At 47.4% G+C, this 22,737-nt stretch carries 20 protein-coding genes; 7 read left to right on the top strand and 13 right to left on the bottom strand.

The window, feature by feature from the left end:
• Positions 1 to 180 precede the first annotated feature (180 nt).
• The 3 genes from AC4E8D_RS02695 to AC4E8D_RS02685 form a co-directional block, all read right to left on the bottom strand.
• Positions 181 to 2,058 (bottom strand): rhamnogalacturonan lyase, encoded by a 1,878-nt coding sequence (locus AC4E8D_RS02695; protein ID WP_397376290.1) that lies wholly within the window; start codon positions 2,056 to 2,058, stop codon positions 181 to 183.
• A gap of 236 nt (positions 2,059 to 2,294) precedes the next feature.
• Positions 2,295 to 3,521, bottom strand: a complete 1,227-nt coding sequence (locus AC4E8D_RS02690) for a transcriptional regulator (protein WP_490205814.1) — start codon at positions 3,519 to 3,521, stop codon at positions 2,295 to 2,297.
• Positions 3,522 to 3,856: 335 nt separating this feature from the next.
• Positions 3,857 to 4,912, bottom strand: a complete 1,056-nt coding sequence (locus AC4E8D_RS02685) for a lactonase family protein (protein WP_221823724.1) — start codon at positions 4,910 to 4,912, stop codon at positions 3,857 to 3,859.
• Between the two features lie 240 nt (positions 4,913 to 5,152).
• On the opposite strand from AC4E8D_RS02685, the gene AC4E8D_RS02680 reads away from it, so the two are divergent.
• Both AC4E8D_RS02680 and AC4E8D_RS02675 read left to right on the top strand, forming a co-directional pair.
• A complete protein-coding gene (locus AC4E8D_RS02680; RefSeq protein WP_221823726.1) occupies positions 5,153 to 6,013 on the top strand; it encodes an AraC family transcriptional regulator in 861 nt (286 codons plus the stop codon).
• Between the two features lie 145 nt (positions 6,014 to 6,158).
• A complete protein-coding gene (locus AC4E8D_RS02675) occupies positions 6,159 to 6,842 on the top strand; it encodes an S-layer homology domain-containing protein (RefSeq protein ID WP_221823728.1) in 684 nt (227 codons plus the stop codon).
• Positions 6,843 to 6,969: 127 nt separating this feature from the next.
• Here the strand turns inward: AC4E8D_RS02675 and AC4E8D_RS02670 are convergent, their stop codons facing one another.
• The 3 genes from AC4E8D_RS02670 to AC4E8D_RS02660 all read right to left on the bottom strand — a co-directional run bounded on the left by AC4E8D_RS02670 (position 6,970) and on the right by AC4E8D_RS02660 (position 8,325).
• Positions 6,970 to 7,596 (bottom strand): nitroreductase family protein, encoded by a 627-nt coding sequence (locus AC4E8D_RS02670; RefSeq protein WP_076215923.1) that lies wholly within the window; start codon positions 7,594 to 7,596, stop codon positions 6,970 to 6,972.
• Between the two features lie 67 nt (positions 7,597 to 7,663).
• A complete protein-coding gene (locus AC4E8D_RS02665) occupies positions 7,664 to 7,795 on the bottom strand; it encodes a hypothetical protein (RefSeq protein ID WP_260632933.1) in 132 nt (43 codons plus the stop codon).
• Between the two features lie 65 nt (positions 7,796 to 7,860).
• Positions 7,861 to 8,325: an RrF2 family transcriptional regulator gene (locus AC4E8D_RS02660; RefSeq protein ID WP_076215926.1), complete on the bottom strand. Its 465-nt coding sequence runs from the start codon at positions 8,323 to 8,325 to the stop codon at positions 7,861 to 7,863.
• A gap of 430 nt (positions 8,326 to 8,755) precedes the next feature.
• Here AC4E8D_RS02660 and AC4E8D_RS02655 point away from each other — a divergent pair, with 430 nt between their 5' ends.
• The gene (locus AC4E8D_RS02655) at positions 8,756 to 9,487 is read left to right on the top strand and encodes an MBL fold metallo-hydrolase (protein ID WP_221823729.1); all 732 of its coding nucleotides are present in this window, start codon (positions 8,756 to 8,758) and stop codon (positions 9,485 to 9,487) included.
• A complete protein-coding gene (locus tag AC4E8D_RS02650; RefSeq protein ID WP_221823731.1) occupies positions 9,484 to 10,056 on the top strand; it encodes a TetR/AcrR family transcriptional regulator in 573 nt (190 codons plus the stop codon). The genes AC4E8D_RS02655 and AC4E8D_RS02650 overlap by 4 nt, the downstream gene beginning before the upstream one ends.
• Before the next feature lie 777 nt (positions 10,057 to 10,833).
• On the opposite strand, the gene AC4E8D_RS02645 is transcribed toward AC4E8D_RS02650, so the two are convergent.
• Both AC4E8D_RS02645 and AC4E8D_RS02640 read right to left on the bottom strand, forming a co-directional pair.
• Positions 10,834 to 11,964 (bottom strand): hypothetical protein, encoded by a 1,131-nt coding sequence (locus AC4E8D_RS02645; protein ID WP_221823733.1) that lies wholly within the window; start codon positions 11,962 to 11,964, stop codon positions 10,834 to 10,836.
• Positions 11,965 to 11,997: 33 nt separating this feature from the next.
• Positions 11,998 to 13,287 carry a glycosyltransferase family 2 protein gene (locus AC4E8D_RS02640; protein ID WP_449004336.1) on the bottom strand — a complete coding sequence of 430 codons (1,290 nt, stop codon included), beginning with the start codon at positions 13,285 to 13,287 and terminating at the stop codon, positions 11,998 to 12,000.
• Positions 13,288 to 13,508: 221 nt separating this feature from the next.
• On the opposite strand from AC4E8D_RS02640, the gene AC4E8D_RS02635 reads away from it, so the two are divergent.
• A complete protein-coding gene (locus AC4E8D_RS02635) occupies positions 13,509 to 13,994 on the top strand; it encodes a CcdC family protein (protein WP_179088578.1) in 486 nt (161 codons plus the stop codon).
• Between the two features lie 121 nt (positions 13,995 to 14,115).
• On the opposite strand, the gene AC4E8D_RS02630 is transcribed toward AC4E8D_RS02635, so the two are convergent.
• Together AC4E8D_RS02630 and map are read right to left on the bottom strand one after the other, a co-directional pair.
• Complete coding sequence (locus AC4E8D_RS02630; RefSeq protein ID WP_076215938.1) at positions 14,116 to 15,129, bottom strand: NADP-dependent oxidoreductase; 1,014 nt, start codon at positions 15,127 to 15,129, stop codon at positions 14,116 to 14,118.
• A gap of 174 nt (positions 15,130 to 15,303) precedes the next feature.
• Positions 15,304 to 16,050, bottom strand: coding sequence for a type I methionyl aminopeptidase (gene map / locus AC4E8D_RS02625; protein ID WP_449004335.1), 747 nt, complete (start codon positions 16,048 to 16,050; stop codon positions 15,304 to 15,306).
• A gap of 207 nt (positions 16,051 to 16,257) precedes the next feature.
• Between map and AC4E8D_RS02620 the strand changes: the two genes are divergently transcribed.
• Complete coding sequence (locus AC4E8D_RS02620; RefSeq protein ID WP_449004334.1) at positions 16,258 to 16,467, top strand: hypothetical protein; 210 nt, start codon at positions 16,258 to 16,260, stop codon at positions 16,465 to 16,467.
• Between the two features lie 216 nt (positions 16,468 to 16,683).
• Here the strand turns inward: AC4E8D_RS02620 and AC4E8D_RS02615 are convergent, their stop codons facing one another.
• Complete coding sequence (locus AC4E8D_RS02615; RefSeq protein WP_449004333.1) at positions 16,684 to 17,505, bottom strand: serine/threonine protein kinase; 822 nt, start codon at positions 17,503 to 17,505, stop codon at positions 16,684 to 16,686.
• A gap of 135 nt (positions 17,506 to 17,640) precedes the next feature.
• Positions 17,641 to 18,327, bottom strand: a complete 687-nt coding sequence (locus AC4E8D_RS02610) for a MerR family transcriptional regulator (RefSeq protein ID WP_449004332.1) — start codon at positions 18,325 to 18,327, stop codon at positions 17,641 to 17,643.
• A 546-nt stretch (positions 18,328 to 18,873) separates the two neighbouring features.
• Here AC4E8D_RS02610 and AC4E8D_RS02605 point away from each other — a divergent pair.
• Positions 18,874 to 19,827: an L-lactate dehydrogenase gene (locus AC4E8D_RS02605; RefSeq protein WP_449004331.1), complete on the top strand. Its 954-nt coding sequence runs from the start codon at positions 18,874 to 18,876 to the stop codon at positions 19,825 to 19,827.
• A 137-nt stretch (positions 19,828 to 19,964) separates the two neighbouring features.
• On the opposite strand, the gene AC4E8D_RS02600 is transcribed toward AC4E8D_RS02605, so the two are convergent.
• Positions 19,965 to 22,673, bottom strand: coding sequence for a PAS domain-containing hybrid sensor histidine kinase/response regulator (locus tag AC4E8D_RS02600; protein WP_449004330.1), 2,709 nt, complete (start codon positions 22,671 to 22,673; stop codon positions 19,965 to 19,967).
• Positions 22,674 to 22,737: the final 64 nt, after the last annotated feature.

The following is a 22,737-nucleotide window of genomic DNA, read 5'->3' as shown; positions in this document are numbered from 1 at the left end:
GTATAATAAAGGCAGTCTATATACCTGTCAAACGTTTTTTCCGATTTTTACCGTATTTCTGGGCTATTGGCAAAAAAAGAGGAACAACGAACCAGCGTCCGTTGTTCCCTTCAGCGAATCCCATACTTCGCTGGCTATTGTAAACCTAATCGGTAATGGACGGCTACACGTTGTCCATTCTCATCTGTCCGCATACCGAATATTGGGTACCGGTGGTGTGCTCATGCCTTCTCCCAGATAAAAACCAGTGTGTGGCGGTTGATTGTAGGCTACATTTTGCCAAGCGACGCCAAGTCGGTACACCGGATCATGCATCAGCGTATAGATGCGTTTGTCCGTAACTGCTGTTGTGGTATAGATCCTCAGTGCTGAGCTGTCATTCGTCCGCCATACCACTTCTTCTCTCCAGTCCCCGAACAGATCGGCCTGCAGATTCGGCGTAGACTTGGTTCCGTTATTGGAAGATACGCCGGAAGCGGTGAGCAGGTTCATCGTTGTGCTGTTGGCATAATTCCACTTGTCGATTCGGTTGCTGTCCAGCAGTTCACGAAGCAGATCCCCATCCCACCAGATCCCAAAATTCGTGGAGGACGGCAGAGTTGTCCCGAGTTTCTGCCCTTTGGCCGTATACAGACTGCCGTCTGCCCATACTTCAGCGCCTTTATATCTTGGATCAATATCTGCTGCCATTCCGCGTCCAATATCCTTCGTTGTTTTGACTCCCCAGATTAACTGGCCTGTACCTGCATCCCGGAACTCCACTCCGGCATTGGATGGCGTCTCATGAACCTGAAATACCTCAAGTCCAGGGCGATCCGGGTCGAGGTCACTCAAATGCATGGCATCGCCATGATGAAGTCCTGTTGTGTACAATCCTTTGCCGTTGTCATCCACTGCCATGGCACCATAAACGATCTCGTCTTTCCCATCTCCGTCTACGTCCGCCACACTCAGATTATGATTGCCCTGCCCGGCATAACCCGAGTTACCGGAGGTATTGGAATCAAATGTCCATTGTTTGGTCAGCTGTCCATTACGCCAGTTATAAGCCACGAGCACTGTGCGGGTGTAGTACCCACGCGCCATGACCAGACTTGGGCGCTCTCCATCCAGATAAGCAATGGCGGCAAGGAATCGGTCCACCCGATTGCCGTAGTTATCCCCCCAACTGGATACATTGCCACGCGCCGGTTCGTAGTTCACCGTGGAGAGTGCTTTGCCAGTCTGTCCATTGAAAACCGTCAGGAATTCGGGACCAGACAACACATAACCGCTGGAATTGCGGTAATCCTTGCTTGCATCCCCGATGACTACGCCAGTGCCATCCTTGGTGCCATCGGCTGTTTTCATCGCAACTTCGGCTTTGCCATCACCGTCGAGATCATAGACCATGAACTGGGTGTAGTGAGCGCCGGCTCGGATATTTTTGCCCAGACTAATCCGCCAGAGGCGTGTTCCGTTTAATTTGTAGGCATCGATAAACACTTCCCCGGTATAACCACTCTGGGAGTTATCCTTAGAGTTGGAAGGGTCCCACTTCACAATCAATTCATACTCACCATCACCATCCAGGTCACCTGCACTGGCATCGTTGGCACTGTAGGTGTAGGCTACTCCATCGGCCGTTGTCCCGCCTGCGGGTACACTGAGCGGTACAGATAGATAGTTATTGCCCCATACGCTCGCTGCCGCTGAAGCAGCCTGCTCCGTTCCACTGACGACAGCGCGAACCGTATATTTGGAACTGCTTGTCCCGCTTGCATCCTGAAGGTTGGTGCTGTTTGTTATGGGCGTAGCGTTCACCTTGGTTCCATCCCGATAGACGTTAAACGATACATTCGACCCTTCCGTTCCCATAAGCCGCCAACTGACAAACACACCTGTCCCGGTCTTCACAGCCACCACACCGCGATCCAGATATTCCATCTGCCTTGGACCCGCTGCATGTGTTACCGACGTGTTGCCAAGGCCAAGCGAAGTAATCAGTAACGCGGAACTCAGCAGGGATACTCCCGCTGTACGTAATGTGCGCTTCCACAATGATGATCGATTTCCCATAAACAATTGCCTCCCCAATTGTATTGGTAAGCCCGATGCCCTTGTAGCGCCATCTTTTTATGTAAGCGCTTTAATATATTCATTTTAAATTAAACATATAATTCCATCTATAGGTCTAATTTAGTAATTGAATGGTTGGTACATGAAAAAAGCCAACGGATTTCTCCTTTGGCTTCGTAAAGTATATTACAGTGTAATCATAATGCTAAATAGATTCAGAACTAAAGTACTTGTTATTAAGCATTAATTCGCTGCATTTCATTAATTAGTAATTTAAGCTTTTCCTTGTCTTCAAAATTTTCACTGCTAAAGCTTTTTTCAAGAAAAGCCATTACATATTTAATGAAATTGAGATCATTATTTTTTTGAATAGAGAAGTTCAATCCTTCTAAAATTCGACTTATTGCAACATCGCGATTGTGGTTTAAATAGTATATCGCCAATTCCCCTAGAAGTTTTGCATAATTTTGATTCATCATTGAAGAATTGTATTGTCCAAACTCTGTCTTGTATGTACGTAAAGGAATGTAATCCGAGAAACGCTCTAAAATATCATCAATATTCCAGTTAAACTTATTCGCTGCCTGGATGATGTAACGTAATGCCAAAAATATCTCATCCGGGTATTGTGTGATGTAATTTGCATATTCGTTAACAACATTTATATCTCCAGATAACATCTGATAGAGATACTTATTAGCCGTTGCCCATTCTTCGAATTGCTTCAGCACACGTCGAGACTCATCATCGTCCTCCCGCACCCAGCTCTGTCCACTTGCATAAAGCCCCACAAGTTCTAATGCTTTAGTATAGTCTCCCTGCTCCTCAAATACCGTCGACTGAATCAACCAAGCATATAGTATATAAAAGTAAAGTGGCCGCACTGTTAGTTTCCACTCCTGATTTTGTCGTTCCGAAATGTTAATTGTATTATATTGAATTTTGGCTAACTGTAACATCTTGTCAGCAAAATATTTAACTTCGCTCCATTTATTTACCGAGCCAAAAACATGAATTAGATCTTTGAAGGCTTCAAGTTGGTATCCCTCATCCAACCGGTCAACATAGGGCTCGAACAAGATAGCCATCCTTAGATTTTCCTCCAGGTTCTCACCTTGTCCAATTAGAAACATGCGATACTGGCACATGGCAAGCCGTTCGGAATGCTGATATTTCTCAACTTCACTCACACTCTTATATAACAACGCCGCCGCAGACCGCTGATTTTGTTCAAATAATTGTTCAGCCATCTCAAATAGTTCTGTCGCATAATCCAGGTCGTCCAGTAGCCGATAAAGAATCTGCTCGATGCAGTCCAGCCGATTCAACTCCGCACTTCTGAGAATAAATGGTCTGATCCGCCGCATAGATACGGTATAAGCAAAACATTCTTCCACATAGTCGGCAAAAAAATGATCTGCTGCCACGCCCATTCCTGATGATATCGCAATCAACTGACTCACGGATATGGGACGATTTCCATGTAAAATACGACTAATTGTGCCTGTATTAATGCCAGATACTTCCGAGAATCGGGAGAGCGTCATGCTGTTCTTATCGATATACTGGGTTAATTGCTCCCGAATTGAATTTGCAGGTATCAAGGAAAGCACCACCCTTCGTGCAACATCCAGATTTTAGGTTTTATCCCTATATATCCTGATCATAATGAACGTTCAAACGATGGTCAATAAAAAAATGTGATAATTGCCACTATTTTCAAGTTATTCGCATAAAAAGACTAAAAAAGCTGTAAAACCATGTGTTTCTCCATGATTTCACAGCTTATAGACCACTTTTACACCACAGGCGCAATACATACCGGACGAGGCAGTTCCAGCTTGAACCCGTTATGCGTCAGGCGTCCGTCTTCTTCACTGATCTGGAAACCTACGAGGTTATTGCTGTCCTGATTCGCCACAACCAGAATCCCACCTGGCAAAATATTAAAGTTACGCGGTGTCTGCCCAATCGTGGACGTCCACTCTACGGCTTCCAACTTACCGCTCTCTTGGTCAATATGATAGAGCACGATGCTGTCATCTCCCCGATTGGATGCATACAGGAAGCGTCCACATGGAGATACACGGATGTCCGCAGCTGTCCCCTCTCCTTTATGCCCTTCTGGAAGTGTGGAAATGTGCTGTACCGTAGTGAACTCCCCTCTGCGCTCATCGTACAGGAATGCCGTAACCGTGTTGTTCAATTCGTTGATTACATATGCCCACTTCGAGTTGGGATGGAACACAAGATGCCTTGGCCCTGCGCCTGGTGGTTGATCCATCTCACGATGGGTAACCAGACGTCCCTCTTCCAACCGATACACAATGATCTGATCCAGACCGAGATCACATACGACAGCATACTGCCCGGACGGATCTGGTTGAATGGAGTGTGCATGCGGCCCTTCCTGGCGTTCTTCGTTGATTCCACTTCCCGTGTGCTCCACCCATGCACTCATCTCACCAAGCGTCCCCTGATCGCCAACCGGGAATACATTGACACTGCCGCTGCTATAGTTGGATGAGAACACCCACTGACCATCCGTGGAGACAGACACATAACATGGAGAAGCTCCTCTGGTCTGTTTTCTATCCATCAGGTGCAGCTCACTCGTTGCCGCATCTCTCCGATAGACCAGTACCTCTCCCTCGTCCTTCTCACTCGCCACATACAGACAGTTTCCATCCGGGCATAGCGCCAGATAAGACGGATTATCCACACCATCCATGTGATTGACGATTCGCATCTCTCCTGTATCCGCATTCAACGCACATAGGAATATTCCGGGTTCATCCGCTGACGCATACGTACCTGTATAGAAAAACGTTTCCTGAGTTGTGACTGGTTCCATAACTATATCTCTCCCTTATCCTATATATTCACTGTTCTGATTCTTCTCACTGGTATGTACTTACCCAATTCACGGGCAACTGCTTCACTTCCTGTCCTATAACGTGGCTTTCTAAATCGATAACAACCCCGGTGTGCACTCTCATATCTGTCATTGACTCCCTTATCCCCTCTCACCATAATACAAAGTATGAGACCTAACAACAGACCACCCCTACAGCGTAAATCTGACGGATTTCGTATGCAAAAACTCATTGTGCTTCCGGACGCCCTGCTGCAAGAAACCGCAGCTTATCCGGTCACGTCCGGATTATACGTAACCGATATCGGTTACTTTCACGAAGCGGAACATCATTACCGTGACCGTCCCGATGGTTGTGAATCACACATTCTGATGTACTGTGTCCAAGGCACAGGCTGGTATACGATGGATGGCAGCAAGACATATGATGTCAACCCGGGAAACCTCGTTATATTACCTGCACATGTCCCTCATGTGTATGGTGCCAACGCAGCTGAACCATGGAGCATCTTCTGGATTCATCTGCGCGGGGAACACGCTTTATCCTACATAGAACCCTTGTTAACTCATCATATTACTACCATGCCACCGGCCAAGGCTCAGAAATGGCTTGAGCTGTTCCATGAATGTTACGGCGCGTTAGAGACGGGTTACTCCATACAGACGATGACGTATGCCTCCCAGATTATCGGTTATATGCTTGGTATGCTGGCTTATGGACCGGAGACGACAGGGACAGATGGTGGGATCGTGAGCAGCAAACGGGCGGCTGAACAATCCGTTCAATATATGCTGGAGCACCTGGAGAATGGAATCACGCTCAAGGAACTCGCGGCACACGCGCGGCTGTCTGTCCCTCATTACTCTCAGTTATTCAAGCAAGCTACGGGGCATTCGCCCATCGATTATTTCCTGCGGCTTAAGATTCAGCATTCCTGCCGCTATCTGGATTTTACCGATTGGACCGTGAAGCAGATCAGTTCCGAGCTTGGATTCAAGGACCCTTACTACTTCTCCCGTCTGTTCAGCAAAATGATGGGACGTTCACCCACGGATTATCGAAATAAATCCAAAGGTTAAAGGCAGTGTCTTCACTTAGCCCCTTCTGAATGATTATGAATTCCGTTGGAAAATTCCAGCAACTTTTTGAACAGAAGGGTCGTCTATAGGGGCAAATAACTTTTATATAAAGGGATCATCCCTGGAAAAGTGAGGCGCACCTTTCATGAAAAAAAATATACTTGCTACATTAACTGCGGGAGCTCTGCTCACGCTGTCTCTGAGTGCAGGCCCGATCAACGCTGCGCAAGCCCAATTCACGGATATTCAAGGTATCGCAGGAGCAGACAAAATTGAATCTCTCCATCAGGATGGATTCATCAAAGGCGTGAGCGACAGCTTGTTCAAACCTGAACTGGAGTTAAATACCGCTCAGGGCATTCAACTGATTGCGGACGGCCTGAATCTGAATCTGGACACGATTCGTTTTATCAAACAGCCGCTGCCAAGTGATCACTTCTCTCATGTAAAAGATGGCGTATGGTACAGTGATGCATTTATCCGTGCACAATATAATGGCATTCAGATGTCACAGGATATCGATCCGTCCAAACCGCTTACTCGTGAACAATTCACACTGTTTCTGATGCAAGGCATCGAGGCCAAAGGCGGTCTGCCGATGATTAATATCAAACCTGTGGACATTACCGACGAACAGGAACTTACGCCAGAGTATCAAGGTGCCATTCAGCGTTCACTCGTTCTCAAAATCAATCAACTGGATGCCGACGGCAACTTCAATCCCAAACAAACGATTACTCGTGCCGAAGCAGCAGTGATGATGTATAACGCAATCGAGTACATGGAATCGTTCCATGCACCACAAATCCCGGAAACACCTGAGGAGTAATATTTCCTTGGTGGAAGCAGTATGCCAAACAGCCGCACCTTCCCTCAACAGGAAAGTGCGGCCGTTTGTATTATACCGTTATTTATACCTATATCACTGATGCAATCATCAGATTTAACTTTCTAACTTAGAAAGAACCTTTAACAACAACCTCAGACAACGGTAAACGTCCTGACGGGCGAGCTGGCTGTGCAGCTTTACCTACAGTAATCAACAACGTTGGCACAAATCGTGCAGGAATGTTGAATGTTTCGATCAGTTTTTGTGGATTATATCCACCGATTGGACATGTATCGTAACCCAGGGAGCGTGCAGCAAGCATAATATTTTGGGAAGCAAAAGATGCATTGCGGATCGCTTCATCGCGAGCGATTTGCGGGCTTTGGTAAGCACCGTTGATCTGTCCAACCAATGCGTCACGAACCTCAGCAGTCAGTGCGCCTGCCTCAACAGCTTGATCGTAGATTACGGTGTTTCGGTTTGCTTCCAAATCTCCAAGAACAGCAATCGTAACCGAACTTTCCACGATCTGACTTTGACCGTAAGCAACTGGCAGCAATTTCGCTTTGTCTGCTTCAGATTCAATTACGAGGAATCTCCAGTGTTGCAGGTTCCATGAAGATGGTGCTTCCGCTGCTGCTGTCAGAATCGCATTGAGATCAGCTTCAGGCAATTCAAAACCTTTTTCGTACTTTTTGACAGCATGGCGTTCGCTAATAACGCGAAGTGTTTCATTTTTTTCAATGCCTGACATGTGTTCCACTCCCCAGAATCTAGTTTGTTTATACTTCTTTACTTTCGCAAGGTAATCTTGAAGAATACTACTCTCCCAAGGATTTGCCTTCCGAAAATAACATCAGCGCAGATAATCTCTCCCCATCTGTGTTCACGTTATGCCCGGAATCGCCTGAGAACATCAATGGATCTTTCACCGGAGCACACGCCAATGCCATAACTTGTCCACCATGCCTGACTCAACCAAGGCCATGTCATGAAGGACCATTCGTTGTGGACTCCGTCAGGACTTCTCCTTTGCAGGCAATCCATTCAGCGACAGGGTTATCGCTTCCCCATGACCTATGCGCTCTTTCACATCCTGAATGGATATACGGTCAAAATAAGCGCTGAGCGCCTCTTCGCCTCCGTTATATATGTTCCCCATCACATCCTGCATATTGGAAGATACTACGCACGATGAACCGGACTCCCCTGAGCACCAGTTGGGACCGAGTGAACCACCAGCTACCAGTCTGTACAATTCTCCCAGCTTGATCTCTTCACTTGGACGGCTAAGCAAGTACCCACCATGAGCACCTTCCTTCGTCGTCAGGTAACCATGTTTGCGCAGAACACTAAGTACCTTACGGACTCTGGCCGGGTGTGTACCCACACTCTGGGACAAATCTTCACTATTGGCCATACACTCATTTCTCATCGACAGAAAAACAAGACAATGCACCGCTATGGTAAATTCGCTGTTCATAACTTACTCCTTCCCGGCTTACAACACCGATGAACTCCAACCCAAGGTAAGTATAACTGTCATTATATGAATAACAGTTATGTTTGTCAACTTTCATCCCGAATGGAGATCAAACGTGATTTTTCCTGTTATACCAATACTTACAGCTCATCAACACAATTAAGCTAGGATGAACATCCTGTCTTCATTTTTATCCAAAAAGAACAAAAAAGTGAGCCTTTCGCTACGCGAAGGGCTCCAATAAGATAGACATATGAAAGGGCTTACGTGATTATTATAATCGGTAATCCTCAATTTGAAAACGCTTTTTTTGTAAAGTGCATCATTATTTTAAATTTTTTTTATTTGAATAAAATGAACAATAGGTATTGATAAAACTAATGTCATTAGTTATGATACTAATACCATTAGTTTTAAGGAGGGTTTAACGATGCGTATTACCCGAGAATTTGATGTCGTTCAAGTTACGTTTTTCCCAAGACTTTTCCCTGTGAACGTATACCTGATTGAAGAGGAAGATGGATTAACGCTGATTGATGCCGGAATACCGGTCAGTCTTAAGGGGATTTTGGCAACTGCCCAGTCCCTTGGAAAGCCCATTACCAAGATCATTCTGACTCACGCGCATAGCGACCATATTGGTGCATTGGATCGTCTCAAAGAGGCACTGCCCCAAGCCGAGGTCTTCATCTCCAGACGGGATGCCCGGTTATTGGCGGGTGATACTTCCCTTCTTCCCGGTGAGCCACAAACCCCGGTACGCGGCGGCGTGCCTAAGCCCAAAGCGGTGCGCACCCAGCCAAACCACTTGCTGGATGACGGTGACCAGATTGGTTCACTGGTCGCCATTGCCTCACCAGGACATACGCCGGGGCATATGTCCTTCATGGATGCGCGCAGCCGCGTGCTCATCGCTGGCGACGCGTACCAGCTGCAAGGCGGCCTTGCCGTATCCGGCCGCATGCGCCCGCTCTTCCCGTTCCCCGCGCTGGCGACGTGGAACCGCGAAGCGGCTCTGACCAGCGCGAAGCGCCTGGCGGAGCTGGAACCGTCCGTGCTGGCGGTAGGCCACGGACGGATGCTGCGCCAGCCCGCGGCCGCCATGCGCGCGGCAGCCGCTGATGCACAGCAGCGGCTCGGCCTTGCCGGGGGGCATCTGTGAGCCCCCGGCAAGGGCTGGATCGCGGCGCTCTGCTCAGCGCCGCCGCCCAGCTTGCTGACAGCGACGGCTTTCAGGCGCTGACACTCGCCGCGTTGGCACAGCGGCTGGATGTGCGCTCGCCGTCGCTCTACAACCACATCAGCGGACTTCCCGGGCTTCGCCAGGAAATGGCGCTGATGTCCGTACAACAGCTTAGCCGCGCATTAACCGCGGCTATCGCTGACCGCACTGGCGATGATGCCATCCAGGCCATCGCTGCGGCATACATTGGCTTCGTCCGCGAGCACCCCGGGCTGTACGAAGCCTCATTTCATGCCCCGGATCGCGAGGAGCCACAGCTCGCCGCGGCCAGCACAGCTACGCTGGAGTTGCTGCTGTACAGCTTGCAGCCCTACCCGCTCACCGAAGCGGAAGCATTGCACGCCGTTCGTGGTTTGCGCAGCCTCTGCCATGGATTTGCCTCCATTGAGGCACAGGGCGGCTTCGGCATGAACTTTGATCCAGACGAAAGTCTGCGTCTGACCATATCCGCCTTCCTGCACGGACTCCGGCATCTTCATCAGGACTAGTTGAGGCACGCATTGCATCATGAAAAAGGACTGCAGAGGATCTGCAGTCCTTTTTCATTGCGGTGTACTGGTACATCCCATAGATTGGACAGTAATAATGTTATAGTTACGCCGATGACTTTTAGCAAATTAACATCCACTTTGAATTCATCTTTCATCGGCTTGTGTTCATTTAACGTGTCTGTGATTCGTTACATTTACCAACGTACCCAAATTAGGCCAAATAAGATGCGCTGAGTTCGTTAGAACGTGCTACATACAGTGCTTCAGATCACGATGTCATAGACACTCGTCCACTCATCATAGCGGGACACGGCTAGATAAGGATCTTACTCTGATCGTGATGCACATACTAGTACAAGCTTTAATACTATTCATGTATAGATCAAGCTACCGTTCAGTGCACACATTGAGACGATTCCCGATACGGAGCTTACCCTGATCGTGATGCACACTTTAGTGCTTGTTTTAGTACTTGTTCTAATACGAATCTTTATAGATCACACTGCATCTACGCCGCAGCGGGATGATTCTTGTTGAGGATCTAGCTACAACTCCCGTTGTTCAGTGGTAAGAGTCTGAAACGTATCGTTCTCCCCAGTCCCAATCCCATTTCACTTGGCAATCTGATCCTTACTTGATTCGCCCTGTCTCTCAATTACACTTTTGCCACTCACAACGACGCACTTCTCTATTATGTACATCTCTCGTTCCTCTCGAAGGCTGGAATGGACTTTGGCTTCCCTCTTTCCATCGAAACGGTTCTCGATAGCCTATCTATGGCCATTGCTGCCGTCCATCCTGCACTTCTTTCAAAATATGCTTCATCACGGGCACGTACACCTTCCAGTAGAACATGTCCGGGATACCTTTTTGATCTGGCGTAAGTTTGGACCGGACGACCTCCCAACCCCGGATTCGGCGCCAGAAGGAATAATGCTTCATCTCTCCGAATGACCCTGCCATGTAATATGACCGATTATAGTCGTCGTAGCGGACAAGTGCAGCAAATTCCGCAGGAATTCCTGCATCCACCAGCTTCTGCTCGCCTGTCTCCGTAAGATCCGTCTTATACCAGGCCAGTATGGAATTCTTCTGTTGCGGCACAATGATATCGAACCAGCCATTGTAATGTATATCCTGGGTTATACCGCTCCAATCGCTGCCTTCCGGTGTAAATGCAATCTGTATATTGCCTGTCTTCACATCCGGACCTTTCTCCAGTACCATGACCTGTCCATCCATATGGATCAGCAGCATACCCGCTCCGCGATAATGCCATTTCTTCTTCTCCTGCTGCTCATAGTGCGCCCTAACCCAGCGGGGTACTTCTTGTATACTTTGCAGATTAGATACCGATTTCCCCTGCCATCCACTGCTGTCCACACCCAAGATGGGGTATAGCTGCTCTCTTGTCATCTTGGAAGCCGTATTCGCCAATGCACTGTATTCGGCAACAATCGTCACGCCTTTATACGCAGCCTCGCGAATCTTCTGCACATCATATATTGTTAATTCTTCATAGATTTCGTCTTGCTTCCGTTCATTCTTTTGTGCAGACAGACTACTTCGATTCGCCGTCAGATAGATCAGATCCGTGTCCGTCACCTCATCAGGCAACAATCGCTTCATCCGAGGAAGCCCGTCCTGAAGATCATAACCGTAATAATCCTCTTCATAGGAATAGTGTTCCCCTGTTTGCTGTACGATCTTCTGCTGATTCAGCAGCCAGACCAATCCCTTGTGCCCCTGATAGGACTGGTCAGGTCTGCTCTTGTCAATAATCATGATGTTAAGCGGAACCGGGGCCTGGGATTGCCACATAATCCAGGGGACAACCAGCACCACCGATACCACTGTAAAACAAGCCAGCGTCCACATCGTGGCTGGCCTGTAACTTTTTTTCATTAAGCGTCTTCCTCCTTGCTCTGTTCCAAGGTATTACCAGGATTGCCGATAGATTACCCCAATCCATTCCTGATTTCCTTCTCCTTTTCCTTCCTCAATCCCATAGCCTGCAAAATGCCAAACATGCGGAATATATTGTTCAGCGGTCTGAACCAGAACGTCTCCGAACAAGCTTACAATAACAGACGCGTCACTGCGCTGGACGTATACGCTTTGCGTGAACACCATACTTCGAACATTACCATACCTGCGGACAACAGTGAACCATAGAGCGTCAGCAGCAGAACGAGAATGATGCATAGGTTGATATCCACCAACTGTAGCCCTATGCCTGAGATGAACAGCAAAATCACTCCCAGTTCCATCAAAGGGCCCAACAATTCGATCAGAATAAAATACGAGGATGGATACCATCCCCATCCAGCCATAGGCCGGATTGAAGATCATGCTCCGCTGGGCCCATAGACTGCTTGCAAGCTGCATGTGCCAACCGATACGTTGTCTGCACAGCTGACGCCATGTACCGGGCACTTCTACCCTGCAGATCGGATCGGGAATGTATATAATACGACCACGTTCCCGAGTTCGCTTCATATGTTTCTGCAACCGCATGACCAGTTCCATGTGAGCGACCTGGTCATCGCGCTTGTAACCGCCAACTTCCATCACCCGGTTTTTTTTGAATACACCAAATACTTCAGACGTAAATAAAAGCACATTAATATTGTAACGAACAAGTCCCACACCACCAATCAAAAAAGCACGCACGTATTCAATGGTCTGCATTACATACAACGTACTGTCCGTAGGCCTTGTGCTGTTATACGTTAAATCTGTATGATTCGTATTTCTGGGGGCCATGAGATCTACTCGTCCACTACAAGCAACAACCTCTTCTCCGGGGAGAGCATCCATAAAGGGTTTCATAATCTTCACCAATGCATCCCGTTCCAGAACTGTCCAGGGTCCAACAGAGGCGATATAAGGATATTGCGAGATATTCAGGCCTGCATTCAGGGAGTCCATTCGTCCACCATACGCCTTGTCGATCACAACCAGACGATGATGTAACCTGGATTGGTAGACACATTTAATCTGAGCTGTCTCCTGGCCGAGTCCCGAATAATGAACTTTACTCCGAATGGGCATCAGATCATAGGTTTCTTTTAGACGCCGCATTGTTCCATCCTCTGATCCATCATTAATGATGAGAACCTCATAGCGTGCATACTGAATATCCAGCAGACAATCAATTCGCTGTACGATCGTATTCTCACTATTGATGTGAACCGATAAGCTTGATATACATCCATTGTTGTCCAATCATTGCATGATTTCCCCTTAATCGAATAAACGGCCTTACAACAGGCACAATAATACAAAATTTTCAAATACACCCTGTGAATACATATCGGGTATATGATACACTAAGCTTTCTATCGGCTTTCTGCGTTTGTGATATAATAGGAACTGAAAATTCCGGCAATTCGTACTGAGTTCCGGATCACCGGATAACATATTATTCCAGAAAGAGGGAGTTCTACGTGGCTCAAATCAGTCCGTACTACCTGCAAATCGGAGCAACCGTGGGCATGCTCGTCATGGCACTGCTTGCCATCTTCATCCGCATGAAAGCCAGTCACAGACCGGTGACCATTCGCAAAATCCTTATTCCTCCGCTCGGCATGAGCACAGGATTTCTCATGTTTGTTGTACCGGCAACTCATGTTCCTCTACTCTGGGCATTCATTGCGTTTCTGGTGGGCTGGTTCCTTTTCTCCTATCCCCTCATTCGCAGTACACGGTTTGAACGAGTAGGTGAAGAAATTTTTGCCACACGTTCTCGCAGCTTTGCTTTTATCTTGCTTGGACTGTTGGCCGTACGCCTGATCCTGCATGAAGTCATTCAGCGATATGTAAGTATTCCGCAAACGGGCGGATTGTTCTTCCTGCTGGCTTTTGGCATGATTGTACGCTGGCGTGTATATATGTACAAACACTACAAAGAAGTGCTGGTCGCCGAACACTAGTCATCATACGCAGACCACGCACAGATTTACAGATAAAAAAGACACGTTCTGCTGCACCCTCGGTGTGCAGAACGTGTCTTTTCGTTTTCAACCTAATTTGTACATGTAAACCATTCGATATCTATTCAGGATCTGCAACCTTAACCAGTTGCTTGCCCAGATTATCTCCCGAGAAGAGACCCATGAATGCTTCCGGCGTCTGTTCGAACCCGTCCACAATGTTTTCTTCATACTGGATATGACCTTCCTTGATCCATTTCGCCAACTTGGCGCGGCCTTCCTTGAAGGATTTCGTATAGTCACCCAGCAGGAAACCTTTCATTAATGCTGTATTTGTTAACAGCAATGTCTGTGGTCGCATCCCGATATCCGGCTTCTCCAGATTATAGGACGAGATCTGACCGCATAACGGAATACGTGCATTCCGATTGATGTGGCGCAAGACTGCATCCGAGATGTCACCGCCAACATTGTCAAAGTAGACATCTACACCATCCGGGCAAGCCCGTTCAATGGCTGCTGACATATCCTGCTCCTTCTTGTAATTCAACACCACGTCGAAGCCCAGCTTTTCTTTCAAATAAGCACATTTCTCATCAGAGCCTGCAATACCAACCACGCGTGCTCCCACAATTTTACCAATCTGACCTGCAATCATGCCTACCGCTCCGGCTGCTCCCGATACAACGACCGTTTCGCCGTCCTTCGGTTTGCCGATGTCCTCCATACCAAAATAAGCCGTCAGACCCGTCAGACCCAGCGCACCCAGGTAAGCCGTGATTGGTGCTTCTTCCGTATCAATCAGCGACAGATCAGCCGTATTCACTGCGGCATATTGCTGCCAGCCCCACATACCGGATACGAGATCTCCTTTGCGCAGATTGGGTTCCGAAGATTCCACAACCTGTCCAATGGCTCCACCCTTGATCACTTCATTTAACGCGTACGGTGCAGCATAGGATTTTGTATCTTTCATGCGGCCCCGCATATACGGATCGACCGACAAATATAATGTACGTACCAGAACTTGCCCAGCTTCCGGTTCAGGAAGAGGTGCATCAATGAAGTTAAAATTCTCTCTGGAAGGGGCACCTTCGGGACGAGACGCAAGTACGATCTGTTTATTTAAAGACACCAAAATTACCTCCTTGTTGCCAAGTGGACACAAGGTTAACCCTTGTCAGCTGAGATCACTTACCACTGGCTCTGTGTTATCACTTCTTAATAGTTTAAACCGAAACAGGCGGATCACAAACGTGGGCCGCCTTGAAATATGCAAATATCGTCACATTGTAGCTGCTTTTGGCTATTATTGTGCTGTCAAAATCACTGGACCATCCGCCGTAATCGCAATCGTATGTTCATACTGGGCAGACAGACTTCCATCCAAAGTACGAGCAGTCCATCCATCTGAATCCAGCTTACTTCGGAACGTACCAATATTCAGCATCGGTTCGATCGTAATAACCATGCCTTCCTTGAGACGCGGACCCCGATGAGGCGGACCGTAGTGAGGGACTTGTGGTTCCTCATGCATCTTCTCACCAATGCCGTGTCCGATAAACTCACGCACAACCGATAGGCCTTCACCTTCTGCATACACTTGAATCGCATTGGAGATATCTCCGATCCGGTTGCCCACCACGGCAAGTTCAATGCCTTTGTACAGAGAGTTTTTGGTTACATCCAGCAGATGTTGTGCTTCCGGAGTCACTTCACCTACGGCATATGACCAAGCCGAATCCGCCAGCCAGCCATTTAGATTAACCACCATGTCGATTGTAACGATATCGCCGTCTTTCAGTGCATATTTTCCCGGAAACCCGTGACAGATCACATCATTAATCGACGCACATGTCGCATATTGGTATCCGTTATATCCCTTTTGTTCCGGCGTAGCGCCATTTTTCTTCATAAAAGCTTCTGCAAACTGGTCGATCTCCTGTGTCGTAATGCCTGGACGAATCATCTTTGCAATTTCTCTATGGCATGCGGCGAGAATTTCTCCGGCTTTTTTCATATATTCAATCTGTTCTTTGGTCTTCAATGTAATCATAATAACTACTCCTGTCCGTTAAAATCTTATCCTGTCCTCTATTGTAACGCTAAACACTCAAAATAAAAAATTCCGTGCAATCAGCAACATCCTATTATACGCCAAGCTCCTGTCCAATGAATACAATTATCCATGAAAAAATCGAAACCCCTTCTGATCTAGCCACGTATATGCTTAAAACAGTTGAAGTCGAAAGGGTGAAAGCTCATGTTCAAAAAGATTATCGGCAAACTTATCGATTCCAAATCTTCATCTCACCGCAAACGTTACAGCTCCTCGGACAGGCGCTCATATAAACGTCACAGCAGTTCCTCAGGCAAGCGTTCCTACAAGCGCTATTCTTCTTCAGATGTGAAATACCGGGACAGCCGCAGTGGCTCCGGGTATTACAAAAGCAGAAAATACAGCTCCAACTAAGCTGCTAACACGACTGCTTTTAAAGAGCAATGATCACACCAGCTTATTAGACGCTACAATAAATGAAAATGTAATAAAGGGTTGTTCGCCAGCCGTACTTACGGCCAGCAGAACACCCCTTTATTGTTTCTATATAGCAAAAAGGAAAAAGACCCCTACAGGTATCATACGAAGAGGTCACGGATAACTAGTATAGGTCCGCCTACAGAGCTTATTTCATTGTAATCTCAGCAACACATTCTCAATCTCTGCCTGTAACTCTGTCGCCCCACCCTCATAACCTGGACGGAGTCCAAGGAGTCGCTCCAGCATCTGGTGCAATTCCGGCGTAAGCTTCAGTTCCTCCTGCCAGCTGGCGGGTTCACGGCCCTTATCTGGCTCATAAGCCGAATACAGCAGAAAGAGAAGAAAGTGGCCGATATCCTGCAAATCATGATCCGGTGTAGCCCGTTCATCTTCAGGCTCAGGGACTTCACGCATACGTCGCTTCAGCTCCGGCAACAACGGCTCCCCCAAGCGTCTTGCCAGGCCAAAGTCAATCAGATGCACCGTCCCTTCACGTAAAATAACATTGGGAATCCGCACATCTCCATGAATATATCCCTGCTCATGCACATGAGCCACCGGAGCCAGCAGTTGACCTGCCAATTCCAGACATTCCCGCTCCGTATATCGAAGACCTTGCTCAAATATGCAATCTTCCAGCGTCTGTCCACGAATATACTCGGTGACGATATAACTTCGTCTCCCGGATGTGAACACATCCAACAGTTCAGGGATCGCCGGATGATGAAGACGTCTCATCACGTCCGCCTCCCGCTCCAACAGGTGCGCAGAGAGTCTGCCCTTGCTAGGCTTGGATTCCTTCAACGCCACTTCCCTGCCGTTCTGATCATCTGTACACAGGTATGTCAGCCCATAGCTCCCCATACCCAGTAATTCCTGTATTGTATAACGCTCAGCAATGGTCATGCCTTCCCGCCGAGGACGATCCATCCATAATCCGAGCACTCTTTGCCAACTTCGTCGCAGCTCCACAGATCCTCCCACGCCAGCTTCCTAATCCACTCAGTCTTTATCTATACTGAGCAGTCGGTTGCCAGTCTTCATGTTGTATGGAGCTTATTATATCAGGCCAATACTGTAAAATCACGATGGGTAAATGCCTGTTGCTCAAGCTTCCTTATGCTTCTTGGGCAGGAACCCGAACAACATACGCAGGGATATTCCTTTGGGTTTGCGTTTTCTTCCCTGGAAACTGCGCAGATTGGTCACGAGTTCACGATCCCGCTCTTCCTCCAGCTTCTCATTCATCCACAGGCGCTGTTTCTCCATCTGTTCCTGGAGCGCCATATGTGTATCAGCCAGATGCTGAAGGGTCAGCTCCAGTTCATCGACCCGCTGTTGCAGCAGCTGTACCCGATCATCCTGCTGTTGTTCTACAGCACCATAAGTCACCTCACTTACCAGTTGGCCCAGACCTTCATAGGATCTCAGATTACCCATTATTTCAGGTTCTTCAGGGAATACGGATGACATGACTGTCGCTGCACATTCCGTCTCTGACAGACCTTCAATTCCCACCACCGGTACATCTACTTCTACTGCAGCTACAGGTACTTCTGGAGCCAATACAGTCACCACAGCATCAGCCAGGGGGAGATTATGCTCCCTGAGTTCAGTCATCAGGCGTTCAATGCACTCGATGTCGTCGGACTTGAATAGTCTGGATTTGTTGGCGGACCGTTCGAACCGGTATCCCTGTTCTTCCAGTGCCGCCGCATATTTACGAAGAGTACTGGCACCTATGCCCAGGCTCTTGGCCGTTTCCGTCGTTGCTCCTGCTTCTTCAATCATCATTAATTCCCTCCCGGAATGAAGTCTTTTGGGAATCCATTTCATAATACCTTTAGTGAGTTATGAAATGGATTCTTGAATAAAAACATTATGGCTTCAGCGTTCCTTTTTGGAACCGTCATCGGATCGGGGCAACCTGTCTCATGGATCAAGTATGCTTATCTCTTGCTTGTTCGTATGTATTCGTCAGCTTCTCAGCAGATCCCTTTGGCGGTTTTGTTCTGTTTCTGCGGATTCCTAAGAAGTTTTGTCAGGTATATGATCCGCACAAATAACCCCCAATCCGACAACAAGCATGAATGCTGTCATGTCGAATGACACAGGTGCAAACGCCGTCAAATCATATGATCATGAATTATTCATGTCAATTTTGTTAACTCCTTTACTCCAATACGCTCCCGCGATAGCGGATATCATTGCTGTACAGCTTTTTCATGTGTTATCTTATGTAACGTAGAAGTACATTTCAGCATAAAATAAAGGACTATACTTAACATAGGACGCATGAGTAACGGGTTAAATATCAATCTAAATGGGGGCTGAACGGCAGTGTTAGGCAAATCAGGCAAAGTAGCGGTGATTGGGGCGGGTCTTGTCGGTTCGAGTTGTGCGTATTCCATGATTAATCAATCGATATGCAGGGAAATTATGATGGTGGACCGGACGTATGACCGTGCTGTAGCACAGGCATTGGATTTTTCCCATTGTATGGACTTCACACATAACCGCACCAAGGTATATGCAGGCACGTACGCCGATTGTGGCAATATGGATGTTATTGTCTTAACTGCCGGGGCGAATCCCAAGCCAGGACAGACAAGGCTGGATATTCTGGGGGAAGCGGAATCGATTACCAAAGACATCGTGGTCCCGATCATGAACAGTGGATTTAACGGGATTTTTGTCGTCGCTGCCAATCCGGTTGACATAGTAACTTATATGGTATGGAAATTATCTGGTCTTCCGAGGGAGCATGTCATCGGCACAGGGACGTCTATTGACTCTTCAAGGCTCAAAACGCTGCTGTCTGAAGTCTTCTCCATCGACCCACGCAGTGTGCACGGTTATGCTCTCGGGGAGCATGGAGAATCCCAGTTCGTGGCCTGGTCGCATGTGACCATCGGTGGCAAACCGATTATGCACATCATGGATCAGCACAAGGAACGCTTCAAACATCTGGATCTGGACGATATTGCACGCAAAACAAAGGATGCCGGCTGGGAGATCTTTACCCGTAAAGGTTCTACCCAATTCGGAATCGGCAATGCCCTCGCGCACATCACTCGTTCCATCCTCAATGACGAACACAAGATCATCGCCGTATCGGCTATTCTGGACGGAGAGTATGAGCAACACAACGTTTGCGTCGGTGTTCCTGCAATCATCGGTGGCAATGGTATTCAAGAGATTATCGAATTGAATCTGGATGCAACGGAACGTGAGAAATTCAACAACTCCTGTGAAATATTATCTGGTAACATTAATCGCCTGACATTGGCATAACTCATTCGTATACAGATCACTTCATATGCTTTCTGCTCAACTTCAAAAGCCTGTCCACGCAAACATGCCAATAACACTCCATGCGAGGAGTCTTATTGGCATGTTTGCGTTTATTATTTTCACAATCGAGTAGTTGTTCAATTCGGTGCAAGTTGAGGTTCGTCCCTTGGCCCCCATTGCTGTAACACCCGCTTCAACTCACTCAGCATAACCGGTTTGCTAATAAAATCACGCATACCAATCTCCAGACAAGCTTCCTTATCTTCACGTTTGGCATTACCTGTAACTGCGATGATTGGAGGTATGCGATCTTGTGGAATTAAGCGGTGTAACAGGTCTGTTGCCTTTAATCCATCCATCACAGGCATATGAATATCCATCAGGACAATATCATAAGCATTCTGAGAGATGGCATCAATTGCCTCCACACCATTAGTACACACATCTGCCTGATATCCGAGCTTCTCCAGATATTCTCGCAAAATTTTCCGGTTTACCGGGTGATCCTCCGCCACCAGAATACGCATGGCGACCTTATCACTCTGACGTGTACGATCATGATGGAACTGACTTGCTGTCTGTTCAGCTGAAGCATCTACACTCGCCGCAGGAACAGCAAACCGGAAGGTTGAGCCTTCCGCTTCTATACTCTCGACACTGATACTGCCTCCCATGATCTCTACGAGTCGCTTGGAGATGACCAGTCCCAGTCCAGTACCACCATACTTCCGGTTAATGACCGGATGTAGTTGAGAGAAGGACTGAAACAACTGATCCAGCTTGTCAGCCGGGATGCCAATTCCCGTGTCTTGCACCGCAAAATCAAGAACGCTGTCTTCAGGCTTTCTGCCCTTAATAATATCCACGGTAACATCAATGCTTCCCTGATCCGTGAACTTAAGTGCATTACCAACCAAGTTCACCAGAATCTGCCGTATACGTAAGGCGTCACCGACCATGAATTCAGGGATGCTTGGATTGAGACGATACCTGATTTCCAGATGTTTCTCATCTGCACGCGGTTTAAACAGTTCGGCAACCTGTTCCAGCATCTTGCGTAATGCAAATGGTTCATAAGCCAGTGCCATTTTCCCGGACTCCAGCTTACTGAAGTCCAGAATATCATTAAGGATGTTCAGCAGAGCATCACCGCTGTCTCGAATAATCTCGGCATATTCACGCTGTTCTTCCGATAAATCGGTACCGATCAACAATTCTGTCATCCCCACGATCCCGTTCATCGGTGTACGGATCTCATGGCTAACCATCGACAGAAATTCTGACTTGGCCTGAGCTGCCAGCTCAGCTGTTTCTTTAGCACGTACAATTTCACGTTCGCCAGTCACATCATTGAACACAACCACCGCGCCCTGAATCTGTCCCTGTTCAATAATTGGCGTCACCTGATATTGCACCAGAAAGCTGCTGCCATCTTTACGCCAGAATACATCTTCTTTGATTGAACGTCTCTGTCCATCCAACACAGTCATGTGAATCGGGCACTCTTCTTTTGGGAAATGACTTCCGTCTGCACGGGTGTGATGGATAATAGGATGTGAGTTTTTGCCAATGAATTCTTTCGCCTCATAACCGAACATCGAAGCTGCTGCAGGATTCATAAACATGGTGATGCCATCCGCATCCAAACCATATATTCCTTCCGTAACCGTGTTGAGAATCAACTCATGTTGCTTGCTAAGCTCCTGAATCCGTTCCGTATATTCCTTGCGCTCGGTAATATCGGACACGATCCCATAGACACCTACCATTTCCTTATCCACAATAATGGGCACATTCGTAACAGATACTTCGATCTTCCGACCACTTGAATTGACGATTCGGGTCTCATAATATTGCGGATCGCCTTGCTTAACCTTGTCAAAGTTCGTTTGACCGTGTTGAACTTCACATTTATCCAGATTGGACAAAAACGATTTGCCAATAAGCTTATTGCGCGGAACATCCAGCATTTGGACCAGCTTGCTGTTCACCGCACTATATTTGCCATCCAGATTCAATGAATACACCGCCGCCGGATTATGTTCGAACAGCGATCTGTATCGCTGACGGCTTTCCCGAAGACGTCTGTCTGCATCCTTATGCTGAGTAATATCCCTGCTGATGCTGACAATCTGGACACTCTTGCCACGCTCTCCAGCCACAGGTTTCGCCAATGTCTCCATCCAGATATAATGTCCCTTCTTGTGCAACACACGCATCTTGCAGCCATTGCCGATCTTGGAGAGATCCATAGGGTCCGGATAATCTCCCGGATAACAATAATCCTTGAAGGACTTTCCTATGACTTCCTCCGGCTTATAACCCAGTAAGGTGTACACGGAAGGGGAGACGTATAACAACTCGCCATCCTTAGCACAAGTTGTAATCAGATCTTGTGCGTGGTCAGCCAGCACCTGATATTTCTCCTGTGCCTCCTTAAGCTCACGTTGCACTTTTAGGATATCGGTAACATCTTTGGCAATGCCGTATATGCCGACAACTTCATCACTCTCTGTGATAGGCACATACGTTATCTCTGCCTGTTTCAGGGAACCATCTTTATGATAAAAAGTAATGGGATTACTGACTGAACGTCCAGCCAGTACCTCTTTAATATATTCTTTGCGTGAATTTTCACTGTCCGGAGGACAGATCTCACTCTGATTCATACGAATCAAGTCATCCAGTGTATACCCTGATATCCGCTCTACCGAGGGATTAGCATCAATATAGTTTCCACGGATATCCATTACATAAATGGCATCCGGATGGTTAAAAAACAGTGATTGGTAAGAACTTCCCTCAGAAATAATGCGCTTCAGGGTTTCCGTTTTATTAACATCCAAGGCTTACCCCTCTTTTCTCAGCCGATATCTACATCTAACAACAGGAATCTTTTTAGTTCCTTAG

The organism is Paenibacillus sp. SRL342, assembly GCF_984798905.1.
The sequence above is the reverse complement of the archived record's forward strand: the minus strand, read 5'-3'. Positions and strand labels throughout refer to the sequence as shown.